General features: G+C 45.3%; 13 protein-coding genes. 2 read left to right on the plus strand and 11 right to left on the minus strand.

Annotated features, from left to right (window positions below):
• Positions 1-279: 279 nt before the first annotated feature.
• From P364_RS0113985 to P364_RS0114035, 11 genes are all read right to left on the minus strand, one after another.
• Complete coding sequence (locus P364_RS0113985; protein ID WP_024630731.1) at positions 280-492, minus strand: immunity 17 family protein; 213 nt, start codon at positions 490-492, stop codon at positions 280-282.
• Positions 493-676: 184 nt separating this feature from the next.
• Positions 677-6256, minus strand: coding sequence for a 5'-nucleotidase C-terminal domain-containing protein (locus P364_RS0113990; RefSeq protein WP_024630732.1), 5580 nt, complete (start codon positions 6254-6256; stop codon positions 677-679).
• A 490-nt stretch (positions 6257-6746) separates the two neighbouring features.
• Complete coding sequence (locus P364_RS0113995) at positions 6747-8120, minus strand: ABC transporter substrate-binding protein (protein WP_024630733.1); 1374 nt, start codon at positions 8118-8120, stop codon at positions 6747-6749.
• A gap of 303 nt (positions 8121-8423) precedes the next feature.
• Positions 8424-9245, minus strand: a complete 822-nt coding sequence (locus tag P364_RS0114000; RefSeq protein ID WP_024630734.1) for a carbohydrate ABC transporter permease — start codon at positions 9243-9245, stop codon at positions 8424-8426.
• On the minus strand, positions 9242-10204 hold the full coding sequence (locus tag P364_RS0114005; RefSeq protein ID WP_024630735.1) for a carbohydrate ABC transporter permease: 963 nt from the start codon (positions 10202-10204) through the stop codon (positions 9242-9244). Before P364_RS0114005 ends, P364_RS0114000 begins: the two co-directional genes overlap by 4 nt.
• Before the next feature lie 400 nt (positions 10205-10604).
• Complete coding sequence (locus P364_RS0114010; protein ID WP_024630736.1) at positions 10605-12422, minus strand: APC family permease; 1818 nt, start codon at positions 12420-12422, stop codon at positions 10605-10607.
• 284 nt (positions 12423-12706) lie between these two features.
• Complete coding sequence (gene rhaD / locus P364_RS0114015; RefSeq protein WP_024630737.1) at positions 12707-13558, minus strand: rhamnulose-1-phosphate aldolase; 852 nt, start codon at positions 13556-13558, stop codon at positions 12707-12709.
• Between the two features lie 392 nt (positions 13559-13950).
• Positions 13951-14499, minus strand: coding sequence for a GNAT family N-acetyltransferase (locus P364_RS0114020; protein WP_236642166.1), 549 nt, complete (start codon positions 14497-14499; stop codon positions 13951-13953).
• Between the two features lie 233 nt (positions 14500-14732).
• Positions 14733-15020 carry a hypothetical protein gene (locus P364_RS0114025; RefSeq protein WP_024630739.1) on the minus strand — a complete coding sequence of 96 codons (288 nt, stop codon included), beginning with the start codon at positions 15018-15020 and terminating at the stop codon, positions 14733-14735.
• 177 nt (positions 15021-15197) lie between these two features.
• Positions 15198-15686 carry a DinB family protein gene (locus tag P364_RS0114030; protein WP_024630740.1) on the minus strand — a complete coding sequence of 163 codons (489 nt, stop codon included), beginning with the start codon at positions 15684-15686 and terminating at the stop codon, positions 15198-15200.
• Positions 15687-15713: 27 nt separating this feature from the next.
• Positions 15714-16646 carry an AraC family transcriptional regulator gene (locus P364_RS0114035; RefSeq protein ID WP_024630741.1) on the minus strand — a complete coding sequence of 311 codons (933 nt, stop codon included), beginning with the start codon at positions 16644-16646 and terminating at the stop codon, positions 15714-15716.
• Positions 16647-17047: 401 nt separating this feature from the next.
• Between P364_RS0114035 and P364_RS0114040 the strand changes: the two genes are divergently transcribed.
• Together P364_RS0114040 and P364_RS0114045 are read left to right on the plus strand one after the other, a co-directional pair.
• Positions 17048-17320, plus strand: a complete 273-nt coding sequence (locus P364_RS0114040) for a DUF2642 domain-containing protein (protein ID WP_024630742.1) — start codon at positions 17048-17050, stop codon at positions 17318-17320.
• 324 nt (positions 17321-17644) lie between these two features.
• The gene (locus tag P364_RS0114045; protein ID WP_143812704.1) at positions 17645-18220 is read left to right on the plus strand and encodes a hypothetical protein; all 576 of its coding nucleotides are present in this window, start codon (positions 17645-17647) and stop codon (positions 18218-18220) included.
• The last annotated feature ends 37 nt before the right edge of the window (positions 18221-18257 follow it).

The following is an 18257-nucleotide window of genomic DNA, read 5'->3' on the forward strand; positions in this document are numbered from 1 at the left end:
GATTGAGATGGATAAACCTGAATTTGGTAAAAGCCCACCGAAATTTTTTCGGTGGGCTTTTTTTAGTGTAACTTTTTCTAGGGCTTGTCTTCAAGCGTACTGAAAAGTGAAATGTACCTGAACGTTTGCCTGAATTGAATTTGAGGACAGGTCCTAACTAACTTCGAAAATCTCAAGGATAAGCTGAACATACTTTTCGTTTCCTTTTACCTTACATCTTAAATTGTGTGAAACTGAATTATGTACTCAGGCTTTGCAAATTCTTTTCTTTTTCTAAGTTTACCCAATCAGCAACAATAATACGCCAATGGTAATCATCACAATTCCCAGAATACCGTACACCACTCTTGCACCCTGACGTCCAATCGTTTTTACAAAGAGACCTGCTCGAAAACTCCTCATAAACCAATCCCAATTGTTGATCCCACCCAACAAACTGAAAATACCTGCGGCGATAGCCAGTAGTGCAATTAAAACCGGTTGATCTTGCATGTCAACACTCCTTCATTATAATCCTGTCTACTATACCTTCCTCTAGTGAAAATGAACAGTCTTAATTAGTAAAAAAAACGGCTTGCAGATGAGAGCCTGCAAGCCGTTTTCGTTTGAATATCGGAGTTAGCCATTCAGTATAAAACTGCGTTTTTGCTCTGCTCCGGTGGCACATGATTCGATCTTATTGCTTGGACTGTAGCTCACTTGCTGACATCAGCAATGTCACAACTTCAGCACGCGTTGCTTCAGCGAGCGGATTAAACAAGTTCTTACCTGTGCCCTTCACCAGTCCTGCATCATATGCAGCCGCGATGTAAGGTACCGCCCATACAGGTACTTTATTCGCATCTGCAAAGGTTAATGTGGATTTCGAATCAACGGGAAGACCCAATGCTCTTACAAGCATAACGGTCATTTCCACACGCGATACTTTGCCGGATGCACGGAACGTCTCATCCGTATATCCACTGATGATTCCTTGGTCCACAGCCTGAGCGATAAAGGATTGTGCCCATGCCGGAATTTTGGAAGCATCCTTGAACGTCAACGCCTTTGTGCTAGCTGGAAGTTCAAATGCTCTTGCCAGCATCACAATGAACTCGGCGCGTGTTGCCGGAGCATTTGGACGGAAGTTACCGTCCTGATACCCATTCACAATTCCCCGGGAAATGGCCTGCTCAATGGCAGCTGCCGCCCAGTGATTGCCGATATCTTTCAAAATCACACCCGGATTCGTTGGTGTAGTACCTCCACCGTTCCCATTACCTGGAACGGATGGTGTTGTAGGTGTGGTCGGAGTTGTAGGATCCGTTGGTGTTACAGGTGTGGTCGGTGTCGTTGTACCTCCACCACTACCCGGATTACTTCCATTATTTCCACCACCGTTACCAGGTGTACTCCCATTTCCATCACCCGGAAGAGGGGAACCCTTCAGATCGGTAATGCGTCCTTCCGTTGTCTGATTTACTGTACCTACACGGTCCAGATGTTCATGGAAGACTTCATAGTCGACCAGATTCAGCTCATAGTAACGGTTATCATCCTTCGCCGCTCTCATGGCGCGGTAGAAGTCTCCGCCATTCGCCATAAACGAGTTCGTCGCTACGATGTAGTATCCGTTTGGATCGATATCTGTGTAAGTGCCGTCCGCATCCTTAACCTGTACTTTGACCACGCGTTGACCTACTTGGATCACCGTATTCGTTGTCGCATCAATTTTTTCGCCTGGCTTCGTGGAATCGTAGTAGAAACGCATACCTGAAACTTGCGGGAAGCGTCCTTCTCCTGTTTCCACACCACTCACGCCATTTTCCAGCGCAGCCGTAATTTCCTTGCCTGTCATTTTCACCGCAGATAGGTTGTTGCCAAATGGCATTACAGTTAGCAGATCACCCAACGTGATATCTCCTGCTTGGAATGAAGCTCGAATGCCTCCACCGTTTTGGATCGCAACATATCCTTTAACATCGTTTTCTTTCACGATGGACTTCACTTTCTCCAACATGCCGTCTGTCATCAGGTTCCCGAGGTTGGTTTCCTGCTTGCGCACAGTGCCGCGTTCTCCATCCAGAAGTACATTCGTTTTACCGATCACTTCTTTTTTGAACTCGGCCAGAGGTTCGGCATAGCTTGCCAGTTTCTCCGCTGCTTCCGGATCATTGGCGTAGACGTATGCACCAGAGGCATCCTTCGCATCCAGGTTCAGCAACTTGCCGTTCCATGTTTTCAATACGCCTGCTTCATCAAATGTTACATCCAGTTGACCCAATGAAACATCATACTCACCTGTCTGTACCACAAGCGTCGGATCGGTGTGTGTATCTATAACCACCGGTTTGTTCAAAATGGTGTGTGAATGACCACCGACCACGATGTCGATGCCTTCCACCGCTTCTGCCAGCTTCAGGTCTTCCGAGTAACCCAGATGCGTCAGCGCGATGATTTTATTGATACCTTCATCTTGCAGCATGTTCACTGTCGCTTGAGCACTTGTCTTGTAATCCTTAAACGTCAGATCATCTCCCGGCGATGACAAAGATACGGTATCCGGTGTCGTCAAACCAAATATTCCGACCTTTTCGCCGTTTACTTCTGTAATAATAGCCGGATAGATTTGCGAATTCTCGCCTGGATTTCCGATGTTACTGTTGTACAGGCCACCCAAATTCGCATCCTTCGTATAGTCAATATTAGCACTCACGAATGGGAAGTTCGCTTGTTCAACGAAATCCTTGAGAACACTAGGACCTTTATCAAACTCATGGTTTCCGAAGGTCATGGCATCGTATCCGATCATGTTCATAAACTCCAGATCCGCCAGACCGTTAAAGAGATTAAAATACAATGTACCCGAGAAGACGTCCCCTGCATCCAGCACCAGGGTGTTATCATTGCGTGTTTCTTTAATCGCTGTTACACGGCGCGGAATGTTATCCAAATGCGCATGCGTATCATTGGTGTGCAATACTCGCAGATTGAAGTCGCCTTCTTCTGCGGTGCTTCCAATACTTAGCTGTGCAAGCAGCGGATCATGGTCACTGACGCGTCCATGCGAGTCTTCGAAATCAGCATTCACATGAACAGCTTCGATAGCAGCAGTTTGGGACAAATTTTTACTCACCAGAATGTGATCCAGTGTCTGAGAGTTTCCGTCATAGATGTAAGAATAACGTTTGTTCTCTGGCAGTTTGTTTACCAGATTGTCCAGCTCATTGCCTTCAACAATGTTCAATGTTCTGGAGAACTGGAAGTCATTGAAGTCTCCAAGCACAGCGACATTTACCCCAGGGTCTTTTTCGATTAATTCAGTTACAAATTCATTGACGATTGTCGCTTGCTGCGCACGCCGAACTTCACTACTGCGGGTTGCAGGCTGGACATTGCCAATTGGGGCTAAATCTCCAAGCTTGGAGTTAAAATGGTTAGCGATAACAACTACACGTTCACCATTAAAATCAAACTCTGCCGCGAGCGGTTTTCTTGAAGTTTCAAATGCAGCATTATTCGGTTTAATTCGCCCTGGATTCAGAGACAGATCTCCACTTGCATCAAGGGCCAGTGCTGTTGTTGCATCGCCTTTGGTACCTGCTTTTAAGGATACCCGCTCCGGATTGTACAGGAAACCTACACGAATATTGCCTCCGGTTGCTCCACCATCCATATTATTTAGCGGCGCAATATCGGTATACTGATAGCTTGGCCCATTATTACTTTTAATTGCATCCAGAAGCGTTTTGAAGCTTTCACTCGCATCTGTGTTTCCGCTATTTGTATCGCCATCGTTATCCTGAACTTCCATGATCCCTATAATATCAGGGCTTTTTAGATTGTTAACGATAATCTTGCCGATTTTATTTCCACGTGCTGCATCCTTTTTACTGAAGTTCTCTACGTTGAACGTCGCAATGGTCAGCTTGTCTTGTTGCGGTTCAATTGAGGTTGTTGCCTGTTGTAAACCACTGGACGTAACCGGCGGCAAGTCACCTTCCAACGTGACCTTATAATTACTACTCGAATAAGAAAGCACACCATTAATAGGACCTGTAAATTTATCACCCGTGGTCACAGCTTGAGAAGGTTTTTTATTAATGAACAAGCGTTGAGGATTTAGAGAACTTTCAAACTCTCCCGCTCCGTCTCCACGTAAGATTAACCCTCCTGCCGGAGTCTTCAATGGATTATTAGGTTCGTTGTCTACCGTCACTGCTAATCCAGGATTGTAGGAATAAGGTCCAAGAATAGTAGCATTATCTAACTGAATACGCATGCCTTCCAGACTTTCATAGAAATCAATGGCATCCACGTCCGGGTTGAATTCGCTCAATCCATCCGAATCAATGACATTCGGAATTACGCGACCACCTTTTCCAATGATTACGGGTTGTGGCAATTCAACATTAGGTTGTTCCAAAGTAATATCAGAAGCAACAATTTCAGTGGTTGGCAGGTCTGTTACATTTGCTGCATACTCTTTGACTTGACCCGAAACCTTTACTTGATGCTGAACTTTCATTCCATGATCTTTCTTATAGATTAAAATCCCCTCAGAAGTTGCCGGATCTCCATCTTCCTGACCAGGAATGGATTGCATATAGAATGAATCTGCGTTAACTAGAGATGTAACAATCCCTTCTACATTCTGTACTCTCAGTCCGTCATAAATGGAATAATGGCCTGCCCCCTGAATTTCGTGAATACGTACACCATCCACTCGATCCACCGCAGTATACTCAAAAGAAAAAATGGCGCTTACTCTGCTATCAGCTGTGGCAACAGCTTTAATGATTTGATCTTCATTGATCGTAATAGGCTGTGTGTATTCCGTCGAATTCACGGTTGGTTCAGAACCATCTAGTGTATAAAAAATTTGGGCACCCTCATACGAAGAAGACAACGTAACTTCCGTACCTTTTACAATGCCACCCGAAGGTGTGCTCGCTGTCACAGAGAGCAGATCCTCCAGAATATCCGACGCCGTTCGAGGAATCAATTCCAGACCGTAAGTGGAATGGTAAGTCAAGACCCCTGTCACTTTATGATACGATTTGCCAACGGAGAGAGCAGACGGGCTGTTCTTGGCATAGATCAGCATTTCCCCGCCTTGTTCATCTGTCGCAGTGTAAGTGGGCTTGTTGCTTTTTGTCACTTGAATATTGTTTACTTCGACAAGCATCCCTTCATACTGCCCTCCGGTACCCTTGTTTCCTCCCGTACCTGGAGCAAAATGGGATGAATTAAGCGGTACAGGTGAAGGTATGTCCTGTGACTTTTCGACAGTCCGAATATAGCCACCCTGAAATCCGGATTTGCTTGCTTCAACCTGGACGAGGCCGTTGTAGATCGTAATTGGGCCGTATGCTTCAATCTTGTCTCCTGCTTCCACACCAGAAGCATTGCCGCGCACAACGATCCCGGCATCGTTATCCTGAATATATAGATTCGATACACTTCCCGATAATTCACTGTAGGTTACAATACCTTGAACGGTAACGGTGCTGTTTTCTGTTGCTTTTCTTGCCTCAGAGATTGGAATAGGAGTTGTGTCGACGAGGGTGTAATCGAAACTTGTAACATCACTATTGTCTATCCCCTCTTTAGCCGCGTAGGTTTCAATGTGCGTTGCCTCATTTACCGTGATGGGCACGGTGTAAGGAAGATAATCAGCGTCCGTATTCTGCTTGTAGTATACAGTTGCACCGACAGTAGTTGTTTCCAAGGCCACCTTGGTCCCTGTTGGAACTGCGCCTGAAGTAGGATTGGCTGTTACATTTGCCACTTTGGTTACAGGAGTCTCATCGATTAGTTGGAAGGTTGTTGAAGTGGAGTCATATTTGAGGCCAGGCAGAGCGAGATAGGAAGCTAGTGTTCCATTCGTTACCCTAACTTTCTTGCCAAGAAGATCGGGGTTACTATCCAATCCAAACGTATTTCGTATTGAAGTAGCACTAGGGATTTGAACAGACATGATCTTATTTAAGTCTGTTTCACCTGGATTGTCCGCAAATCCAAAGTTACTTCCTCCACTGAACGGGGGTGAGGATTGAAGTTGGTTTTTGGAATTATTGTTAAAATATCCGATCACGTACCCTTCTACCGTCGCCGGTAATCCATCATTGCTGCGAGCAATTGCCTGAGCAACCGTTAACGGCTCATCCGCGGCGGCTGCCTTACTGCTGAACAATCCAGCCGGAATGGCACCTGTGATGAGCAGGACCATAGCCAGGAACAACCTGAGCCACCTCTTCATTTGCAGAACATGCATCTTTTACCTACCTCCATGTTTTAAATTCGTAATCATTTGTTCATGAAGCTTGGACATTAGTTCAAGTATAAGATAACTGAAGTTTTATTACGTGTAAACAATATTCTTTTCATATGATATAAAATAGAACATATACATGACAAAAGAATATAAGTAAAATAAAAAACACGTAAAAAAGTAGTACATAACAACTATCTAATGTCACCCCCATCACTTTCAAGTCAAAAATCTGTGTATAACAGCCTATATTGAGTAACTTTAACTAACATATAAAAGATTAAAATCTCTGTATTCGACATTTATAGATAGATATCCCTATCTACAATTCGCCTTTAAGCGATTCTGGTCTTAGATCTTTTCACAGCAAAACGATGCGACAGTCAGGATTGACCATCGCATACGTCTCACTTCGTTATAACACCCTAAGTTAAGCTATACATTTCAATTTTGCTAAACCCAGCTTGAAGTTTATCCTCTTTCAAGCAATAAGTTACTTCTTCACCGTGCTGTTATACTGTGCAATCTTGTCTGTAATTTGCTTCGCTGCTGCATCCAATGCGTCTTGTGGAGTTCCTTGTCCATTCAGAACCGTCTCGATCGCTCCTTCGACAATTTGACGGGCTTCGGGGAATACACCCATAACGGCCCCGGATGTTGCTGTCGAATCCGCGGAAGCGTGCAATTGGTCGACTGCTGTCTGGAATTGCGGGTACTTCGCCATATTATCCTTTAATACTTGCTCATCGTAGGCTGCTGTCGTAATAGGGAAGTATCCTGTCGCAACACTCCAGTTGGCTTGTACCGCAGGTGTTGCCAGATACTTGATGAATTCCCAAGCGGCTTGCTGTTGAGCTTCGGATTTGTTGTTCATGATATACAAGCTTGCGCCACCAACCACGACGCCACCTTCTTTGGCATCAGCAGGACGAGGCAGGAAGCCTGTTCCCAGCTCAAACTTGCCACCAGCACCCTCTACAATTTTGCGCAATCCTGCGGTAGAATCCAGCGTCATGCCGATTTGTTGCGCAGTAAATGCAGCGGTCGTATCGTCTGTGCTACGTCCCAGATTAGAGACGGTCTTCTCGTCCATCATCTTTTTCCACCATGTTAAAGTCTTCACGCCAGCTTCGGAGTTCAGCAAGGATTCAGTCGCTGCGCCGGTTCTACCGTTACCATTGTTTACATAATCTGCATTCTGGTTCGCAAAGAATTGTTCCATAAACCAGCCATAGATCGCCATGGATGCGCCGGGTTTACCGTCTTTTGCCAGTGCTTTGGCTGCTTGCTCAAATTCCTCGTATGTCTTAGGTGGGTTCTCCGGGTCCAAACCGGCTGCTTTGAACATGTCCTTGTTATAGTACAAAATCGGGTTCGACGTGTTAAAAGGCATTGCGTTCAATTTACCGTCAATGGTGTAATAACGGATGATGTTTGGCTCCAGTTGGGACAGGTCAAACTTGTCTTTATCAATAAATTGCTGTACTGGCGTAATCATGCCCGAGTCGATCATGAACTTGCTGCCAATCTCATATACCTGGATAATGTCCGGGCCGCTGTCCGAGCCCATGGAAGCTTTGAGTTTGTTCAGGCTCTCATCGTATTTCCCCTGATAGATTGGCTTTACCTGAATGTCCGGGTGACTTGCGTTGAAATCGGAAGCGAGTTGGTTAATGGCTTTCTCCCCTGCGCCCGACATCGAATGCCACCATGTCAGTTGTACCGGTTCAGCAGCTGCGGCATCTGCCTGCGCTCCGCCCGTTGTGCTTGTCGTTTCGGTTTTTCCGCCGCAAGCGGCCAGTACCAACATCAGTGCAGCCAGCATCAGTGCAAATGTACCTCTTTTTTTCAAACGAAACCCGATCATAATCGCTCTCCTTTTTTTGGGGCTCACTTCAAAATAAAATCTTGGAGATGACACGGAGTTGCCGTTACAGTTACGAATCGTTCTTTCGATCGCTGTTATCTCCGGATTTTTTTTCATTCCCCTTCAAAGGGGAAAATCCGGAGATAAAGGCGAACGCTTCGCTTCTTCAGAATCGATTTCGTCCCCTCCACTACTACCGTGGTATATCTTCTCAACATCTTATTTCAAGAGTGAGCCTTGTTTATTCGCTCCTGGTATCCAAACCGCCAACCTTTTAAATCCTTAAAACAAACCTTACTCCTACTATCCCTTCAGCGCGCCTGCGGCCATACCGCGGACAAGCTGTTTCAAACCGAAAACCAGAAGCAGCAGCGATGGCAGAATCACCATAGCCGTACCAGCAAACACCAGATTCCATGCGGTGGATTCTTGGAACTCCAGCATCGAGATTCCGATTTGTACAGTCCTCATCTCTGGCGTATTCGTGACGAGCAATGGCCACAGATATGAGTTGTACATACTCAGGAAAGAATAGATCGCCAGTGTTCCAAGTGCCGGACGGGACAGTGGCAGAACATGGGATACGAAGTAGCGGATGTGTCCGCAGCCATCGATCTTCGCTGCTTCAAACAACTCTTTCGGAAGCTGCATGAAAAATTGTCTCAGCAGGAATGTACCAAACGCCGTTGCCAGGAACGGTATGGTCAGCCCTTGATACGTATCAAGCCAGCCCCAACTGCGCACCGTCAGGTAGTTTGGGATCATGGTGACTTCCCAAGGAATCATCATCGTGGCCACAAACATGCTGAAGATGACGTTTTTGCCCTTAAACTCCATTTTCGCGAATGCATAGGCCGCCATACTCGCCGTAACAAGCTGACCTAACATCGTCAGTCCTGCAACGAGGAACGTATTACCGATAAATGAACCAATCGGGACGATATCGAATACTTCAGCGAAATTGGACAGGTCTATGGACCGCGGTATGATGTGCGGCGGATACGCACTGGCATCCTCCGGCGTCATCACGGCCATGAAAAAGGTGTACAGCACCGGATACAGCACAAGCGCCGCACAGATTGTAAGCAACACATACAGCAATGTTTTCGTCCATGGTGTTCTCATTGGTAATGCACTTTCCTTTCCACCCATTTGAACTGAATCAGGGTCAGCAGCATAATGACCGCGAACAGGATAAGTGCCTGCGCACTGCCCGTCCCGAATCGGAAATTAACGAATGCTTCCTGATAGATGGAATAGACGAATACATTGGTACTGTCCATCGGGCCGCCCCGGGTTAGAATGTTGATCTGACCAAATGATTGGAACGCACCAATGATCGATACTACGGTGACGAAAAACAGGGTTGGTGACAGCAACGGCATCGAGATTTTGCGAAAAGTAAGCAAAGGACCTGCGCCATCAATCTTTGCACTCTCATAAATTTCTTCCGGGATGCCCTGTAATCCACTGGACAAAATAATATAATTGAATCCGAGATTCATCCAAATCGTCATGATGGAAATCGATATTAACGCCCAATCCGGGCTGGTCAGCCAGGGAATCGGGTCAATTCCGACTTTTCCTAATAAATAATTCAGCATGCCCAAGGTCGGATGGAACAGAAACTTCCAGATGACCGCCGAAGAACCAACAGATAACACCACAGGCAGAGAGAATACAAACTGAAACACGCGCATCCCCTTGAATCGGTTGTGGGTTAGTGCCGCCAGAATCAGAGCAGCGAGCATGCCCGTTGGCACGGTAAACAGGACGAACAACAGCGTTACTTTCATCCCCTGCAGGAACAATCCGGACTGGAATACCGCCTTAAAATTGTCCAGCCCCACATAAGCTGCAATCTGTCCGGTAGGGTCCGTGGAATGCATACTCAGGTACACCGATTTAAACATCGGATAAAACAGGAACACTGCGAATAAAAGCAGCGATGGTGCCAGGAAACCATAGGCCAGCATGTTTTCCCGCATCCGCTGCACACGCAGCGAAGCTGTCCGGCGCTGACTCGTATTGGATACGCGCCGTCTGGCAGCAGGCAAGCCGATCCGGTTGTCAAGCTCACTCATCGGATTTTCTTCCCCCTTGATCTACGCATTCGGTGTGTGAACTCATCACCCACATTATCTAGTGTAAAAGCCAACTGTCACAGCAGCATCCGTTCTGAATCAACGCAGCGTTAATCGTGGACAAGTGGCTTTACCAAACAAAGGACATTAAATAGACTTCAAACCAGGGTCAGTGAACAGCAAAAAACCGCAAGGACTCCCTTGATTCGGGAATGTTCCTGCGGTTTTGTCTGTAAAGAGAAGATGAACAAAAATTTGATATAAACTCAATAAATTTTACATAAAACTGGATATTTAATGTTAACGCAAAATGTTCAGTTTAAATTTTATAATAAAATGGATGGATAGTAAGCAAATCACATACTTTTCTCATGCCATTGCCTATTGTAGATGAAGCCTTTTAACGATTGAGATGATACGGCACAGTCGTCACAATCACATCTTTATAGTTGATCAGATAGGCACGAATCATGAAGCTGGTCTGGTTATGCAGTACATTTTGCCACCAATGCTTGGTGATGAACTGTGGAATCAGAATGGTGATATGGTCCGTCTCGGCGGTTTTCCATTCCACGGTATCAATGAATTTCTTGAGCGGCCCCATAATGCTGCGGTATCTCGATTTAATCACAACCAGACGAACGCCAGGATTCCACTCCTCCCACTTCTGCTCCATTTTCCGAATCGCTTCATCATCAAACCCGATATACAAGGCAACCACCTGGTCAGACATCGTCTGCGCGTAACTGATCGTGTTCATCACGACTCGTGTAATGCCAGCCACCGGAATAACGATGGTATTGCCCTTTCTCACCGGTTTCTCCAGCTTGATATCAATTCGCAATTCATCTGCGATGTTGCAATAATGACGGTGAATGCGCATGAATACATAGACGACGAGCGGCAGGAAAATAAAGATAACCCATGTTTGCGTGAACTTGGTGAAAATAAAAATCAATGTAATCGACAAAGTGGTCAGCATACCAATTGTATTGACGAGCAGCTTCACGCCCCAGCCGGACGGTTTGACTTTGATCCAGCGAATCATCATGCCCAGCTGCGACAGCGTGAATGGAATGAACACACCCACTGCGTAGAGCGGTATCAGGCTTTCTGTGTTTCCTTTGAATCCGACAACCAGCAAGGCGGACATTACACTGAGAAAAATAATACCGTTCGAGAAGCCGAGGCGGTCTCCTCTAACCATAAACATATGCGGCATATATTTATCCTTTGCCATCATAAAGGACAGCAGCGGAAAAGCGGAATACGCCGTATTGGCTGCCAGAAACAGGATCAGTGCCGTTACACCCTGAATAATAAAATACATTGTACCCCTGCCAAACGTGGCTTCGGCAATCTGGGAAATGACTGTGGCTTTGGGATCAGGCTTTACCCCGTAAACATAAGCAAGTAACGTGATACCGATAAACATGGCTCCTAGTATACATCCCATCAGCATCAAGGTTCCTGCTGCATTTTTCTCGGCAGGCTGCTTAAAGTTCGGAATCGCGTTACTCACTGCCTCAACTCCGGTCAAGGCGGAACATCCCGAGCTGAATGCCTTCAGCAACAGAAACAGACTCACATGAGACATCGTCGTTCCGAATTCAGGGGCCGCAGCTTCCATGCCACCAGCGAGAAATTTGATGCCCCCGGATATAATCAGAATCGCAATGGAAAAGATAAACAGATATATGGGGATCGCCAGCACGGAAGCAGATTCCGTCACTCCCCGCAAATTCATAATCGTCAGAAACACAATCATGATCAATGCAATGATTATGCTGTAATCATGAAGAATCGGAAAAGCAGATGTAATCGCATCGGTCCCTGCAGACGAACTTACCGCAACCGTCAGAATATAATCGACCAGCAAAGATCCTCCGGCAATCAGGCTCGGAGCCGTACCGAGATTATCCTTGGCAACGATATACGCGCCGCCTCCTGTTGGATAAGCAAAAATCGTCTGGCGGTAGGAAAAAATTAAAATGACGAGTAATCCCAACACGGCGATGGAGATTGGAACAGAGTACCACAAGGCCGCGACTCCGGCCGCAATGAGCACCAGTAAGATCTGCTCCGTACCGTAGGCAACGGACGATAGGGCATCGGAGGACAGGATGGCGAGTGCCTTCCATTTCCCCAATTTTTCTGCATCCAATTCAGCCGATTTCATAGGCTTGCCTATTAAGATTCTCTTCATTTTGCCAAGCATGATCATAACTTCCTTCCATCAATCATCTGTGAAGCATTGTTATTATGCAAAATCGCTGAGGCATTGACAATACGTCATTTCACCTGAATTTCGCCAGCGTGTGATAATTCATTCTACGATTCAATAATCGATAACAAAGCCGCACTTTATTAGATTTTTGAACTTTTTTGAACCAAAACGGCGTTTGTTCGCCGAAAAAAAGGAAATGGCCTTCGGTTTAATAAACCAAAGACCATTCATATTAGGCTGTGTTGGAACTCATTCTTTTATACGATCTCGATTCGTTAAACCTCCGTGCCCAATATACCAGGACGTGGAGTGACACCGAAAGCCTGAGCTAATGTAGCTAGCTGCTGATCCGTAATTCGCTGTCTGATCTCATGATCTGCAACCAGCATATACACCTGGGCCGCCTTCTCAATGGTCTCTATAAGACCAAAGGCTTCATCAATCGTTGTACCTGTTCCAAAAATCCCATGCTGCGGCCAGATAACCGCGTGGTATTCCTTCATTTTTTCAGCCGTTTTTCGTCCGATTTCATTCGATCCAGGCACCATCCACGGAATAATACCAACGCCGTCAGGAAATACAACAACGCATTCCGTACACATCTGCCACAGCGTCTTTGTAAATTTCATTTCATCCAACTCATGGATAAAGGTCATCGCCAGCACGTGAGTCGCATGGTTATGCATGACAACCCGATGGTTCGGGTCCACTTTCAAACGTTCGATATGACTCATAAAATGCGTAGGCAATTCACTCGTCGGGCTCGCTCCCGACTTCAGACCCCACAGCACCTCAAGCTCCTGTCCATCCTTCGAGACACGCAGCAATCCCAGATTGCTCTCCGGATCAGCCAGCACATTTTTGAAATATTTGCCCGAAGCGGTCACGATAACATACTTGCCTGCCAGCTCCTGCATCGAAAAGGCAGGTTTGATCTTGCGGATCACATGGTTGATATCAATATATTGGGCGACGTCCTCTTCCTCCAGCAAATAGCTGACATTGCCGCCATTGCGCTCATCCCATCCATTTTTCCACATATGTTGAGTAATCTCCGCCATCTCACGGACAAATGGGATATGGAATCCAGCAGCCTGCGTAGTTTCATTGGTAAGGGTCACGTTCATCATCATTCTCTCCTTAGGTTAAAAATAGAATGGCTGTCACGTACATAGTAAGTTCCTTTTTTCACATTCATTATACCTTTGTTTATCTTTATAAGTCAATAATACACAGATATATATATTAATTTGTTTTTGTTTGTGTTTGTTTTATGTATTTTTTATAAAATAAAACAAAAAAATACCTCACCGGCGTCCGGCGAGGTCAGTCACACATCTATCTAACACGAGAAGGGGTTTACAAGAATAATCTTACCTCTGCTACCTTAATAGAAGCTGAAAATGAAATAAAAAAACGATGAAAACCCATTTACCAAATAATTACGGTCACCGCTTCTATCCATCCATTCAGGCTATACATTTAAAGACTTTGAGCTGGCCTGAATGTGTAAAGGATTCTACTCCCTTTTCAGCAAATAGGACGGATGCATCAACCCTGTCGGTTCATAGCGCTCGTCGCCTACATATTCAAAGCCCAGCTTGGACAGCATGTGACGGGATGCCTCATTGTCCGGATGATGCCCGGCAAACAGCGCTTTAACCTTCAATTCTTCAAATGCATAATCAATCACCGCCCGTGCAGCCTCCATCGCATAACCCTTGCCCCAGTAGTCTCTGGTAAGATGAAATCCCAGTTCATATATGTTTTCTTCCGGAGAATACGGGCGTAAGCCACAGCAACCCACAAACACTCCCGATTCCTTCTCAAAGAGAGGCCAGTATTGCACCTCCGCTTCCTCCTGCCTTTTTATTTCTTGCGTCAGCCGAGCTTCTACTTCATCCTCACTCAAAAATCCCTTGCTGCTGATCCACTTCGTTACCTCATGATCTCCCCATAGAGCAAATGCCAGGGCACGGTCTTCTTCATTCCAAATCGAGAATACAAGCCGCTCCGTTTCAAGAAACGTTGTTCTTTCCATTCTATCGGTTTCATTTGTTCTATCCATAATCCAATAACCTCCTGTTTCACAACATCAGTCTGCGTACCATTCCTAATATAAATAATCGAATTGCAGCCTGTGTAAACAAAAATATGATCTAAACCTATTATATCACTGGAGTTGCACATACAAATTTCAGAGACTGCTTCTTGGTTGAATCGATATAATGCAGCAATAAAAAGAAAAAAACCTCTGCGGACAACATGTCCGACAGAGGTTCTCAAAGCTCCCTGATTTCATTAGAAATCAGATGTTGCGATCTGAATCGTGCCTGTTGAAGCACCTGCGGGAGTAGTCAGCAGTGCAGCTACGAGCAGCAAGTCAACAGACAACGTAAGGCTGTTGCCAGTAGGGATCATATACGTGATCACTGGAGCGTTAACACGAGTTACAACCAGGTCTACCGGAAAAGGACCAAAATTGTTCACTGTGATGCTGGCATTCGTGCCTCCAGCAAGGTTTTCATAATACGATTTACCCACACTAGCCGCTAAGGCATAAAATTGTTGCGGTAAAAGGATGGCCATGGAAATCACCTCCTTTCGGCTTGGATACCGTATTCTATGTATGAAATCTATGAATGTAACGGTGAAGTGACCGTGTGATAACGTACATTTTGATAGAGGTGCTAGATTTACAAATCAAAAAGCCCCACCAGATCATCCGGCGGAGCCAATGACACACAAACTCATTTTCTAAGATTCTTACGCATAAAGCATAAAAAAGTTCAACTCATGTCCCTGCTGTTTGAGATAATTATAAAGCTGTGAACGGTGATGGAATACATGCGTTAGCGTTTCTATTTGCCATTGGACTTGCAAATGACCATGCTCCATATAGAATGCTTTAGTTGAGCGGTTCAGCAGATCTTCTTCGCTTAATGAAAGGATATACGCTTTGTAGGCTTCCAAATTGGCCCAGAGAGTTGACTCCAGCTTTTCAATATCTTCGATCCCTGACAGACTATTCTCCACCACGCCTACCTCTGCTTCGCCTTCCTCCTGCATAATCGCAAGGTCCGATGCCGTAATCTGAATAAAATGATGGACCAGTTCCACCAGTGAACGCATATTGTCCTGTGGGCGGTAAGCCCAATCCTCCGGACGAATCAAGCGGATCAGGCTAGCCCCCGTACGCACGCCCGTCTCCAATTCACTTAACAGATGATCTCTGATTTGCAATGTTCCATTCATATATGATATCTCCTTTACTATTCATTCTCACCATTCAGTATAAACGAGAGGGACAACCGGGTTATTGTACAAATCGGACAACATTCGTTGATGTTCTTTGGCAGCAGTGAGCGGGGTTTCTCCATAGAACTTACGAAATTGACGAATCAGATGGGCTTGGTCAAAGAAACCATGATTCAGGGCCAGTGCTACCCCATCTGCCGTATGCCCCTGATGAATACTGCCCAGGACACGGTGAAAACGAACGACCTCGCTGAATCGCTTTGGACTGACTCCAATCCATTCAGCAAACTTCCGATGCAGCTGGCGTTCACTGACAACCTCTCGCATCGCCAGCTCTCTGACGCTCATACGGCCCCCATCCTTAAAAATGCGGTGAAGCACGTTTTTCATCAAATCATGCTCATATGTATTGGGTTGCAAGGATAGCGGACTCAGATAGGTATTCATCACCTGTACTCGTTCTTTAAAGCTTTTCGTTCCAGCCATCCGCTCCTGAAGCTCACTCAGCTCGACTGGCCAACATTCATGAAGTGGAATTCGTCTATCCGTAAATTCCTCCAACGGCAAACCGTGAAAAACATATGCTCCACCTGGGAAAAAGCGCACCCCAAATGTGTAATCGGCAGAAGCAGGCGCATCAGACGGCCCTGGTACAGCAAACGGATGCGTATAGTTGCCACAGTAACCATAAGAATGCAACGAACCGACCGAGTCGTATGTAATCAGCATGTCCGTGCAGCCATCCGGCAATACCCGGGCAGGCACAGACATATCAGGCTGAACGATACCTCCATCCATATCAGGTTTCTTCGAAGACTGTAGAATCAAACCGGATTCCCAATAACAAGCTACATGAGCCATCAGGGATGCAGAAGGTATTTGCTCCATGTAATACGTGTGCCTACCTGTCCCATTCATTTGAATGGGTCTGAACATCGGATGCAGACTGGAGTCCACGAACCATCCCTCCGTTATTAGCATTTATGTATTCATCTATCATACCATCAACCGCTGAAATGAGAAAAAAAGTACCCCGCCGGAGGATCCGACGGGGCTAGTCACACATCTATTTAACACGAGAAGGGGTTTACAAGACTTATCTTACCCCTGCTACCTTAATGGAATCTGAAATGGAGATGAAAAGAACATCAAAAATTCAACAGCTCCGGCAGACTGATTGTGAGAACGTATCGCATCATTTGTAAAATAAATGGAAGAAATAATCTTACAAGATGACCTATTGACATGTGTTCTGCCTCATAAAGATTTACCAAATGAACAGATTTCTGGTCAAACGCCCAGTCGTTTGGGTGGGCCATTGCATAGAATGCCCTATAAATGATTTGGGAGGTTTTACTTTGAATAATTATCCAATGATGCATCATATGGCTAACTCGCCTTATATGCAGCAAATGCACCACATGCCTCATAATATTGTGGTTCACCCAGTAGATCATTGCGTAGTCGAGAGTCTGATGGCCCTGGTGGGAAAAGTGGTTATCCTGGAAACAACTCGCGGCAGACTTGATGGATGCGTCGTCGCTGTTAAGCATGATCATGTTGTACTGGAGGAAAGAAACAAAAAATTCTTAGTACGTATTGCCGAAATCGTCTGGATCATGCCTGATTAAACAGAGATTGAGGTAATAACGAACCGAAGGCAACTACAAAGGTACCCATACACTAAACACTTCTTTTTCTAAGTGTCCGGTGTATGGGTACCTGATTAGCTGGCCGTATGCCAGCAGTGCTTTTTTTGAAGTGAAGAGTATAGGTTTAAAGTTTCCCATAGCAACATTATAATGAGAATACATAATAAGAATGTATTACGAGGTGAGATTTTGCAACCATTGTTCACAATACTATTCACACTAGGCTTTATTGTTTTCTTCGTTTTTCTTCTTTTGATGATCTTATCCATAAGAAAGCATAACCGGATAACGATAAAGCACGTTATGCTAACGGCGATGTGTTTTGCAATTGCTTCTATAGGAATGTATGGTATGTTGGCTTCGACTACGAACAAAGTGAATACTACAGTTGAAAATAACAATGATGACCTAGACCAGAGCGGTCTCTCTGTTTTGAATATGACTACCGATGCGTTCAAAAACAAATTCAATTCAATCGTAGGCAAATACCGATTAAATGGTCTGAGTATAACCGTCTTGAACGTGAAAGAGGCCTCAGAACATGGCACAAAAACCTTTGAGTATATCTTCAAAGACAATTTACGTATGGTTGGTGTGTTAAATTCAGAGCAAAAAGTTCAGGAAGTCATGTTATACGAGTCTGGTGATGTCAGTAAACAAACCGGTGGTAACCTATTAACTGCGATCGCTACACTTATTCTGACAACCAATAACGAGTACACATATAATGATGCCCAAGACGTGATTCAGGATATCGGCTTATTAGATCGCGATGTAAGTCAGAGTGCATTTGATGGGGCGACTGTTCGAAATGAATTTGAATATCGTTTCAGCATCCAAGACGATATTTCTACTTTTGGAATAAAAGCAGTTAAATAGGTTCCGAATGTGCAAACAAGTCGTTCCATTGAGGAAC

Origin of the sequence: Paenibacillus sp. MAEPY2 (assembly GCF_000499205.1) — a bacterium.
GTDB classification, from domain to species: domain Bacteria; phylum Bacillota; class Bacilli; order Paenibacillales; family Paenibacillaceae; genus Paenibacillus; species Paenibacillus vandeheii.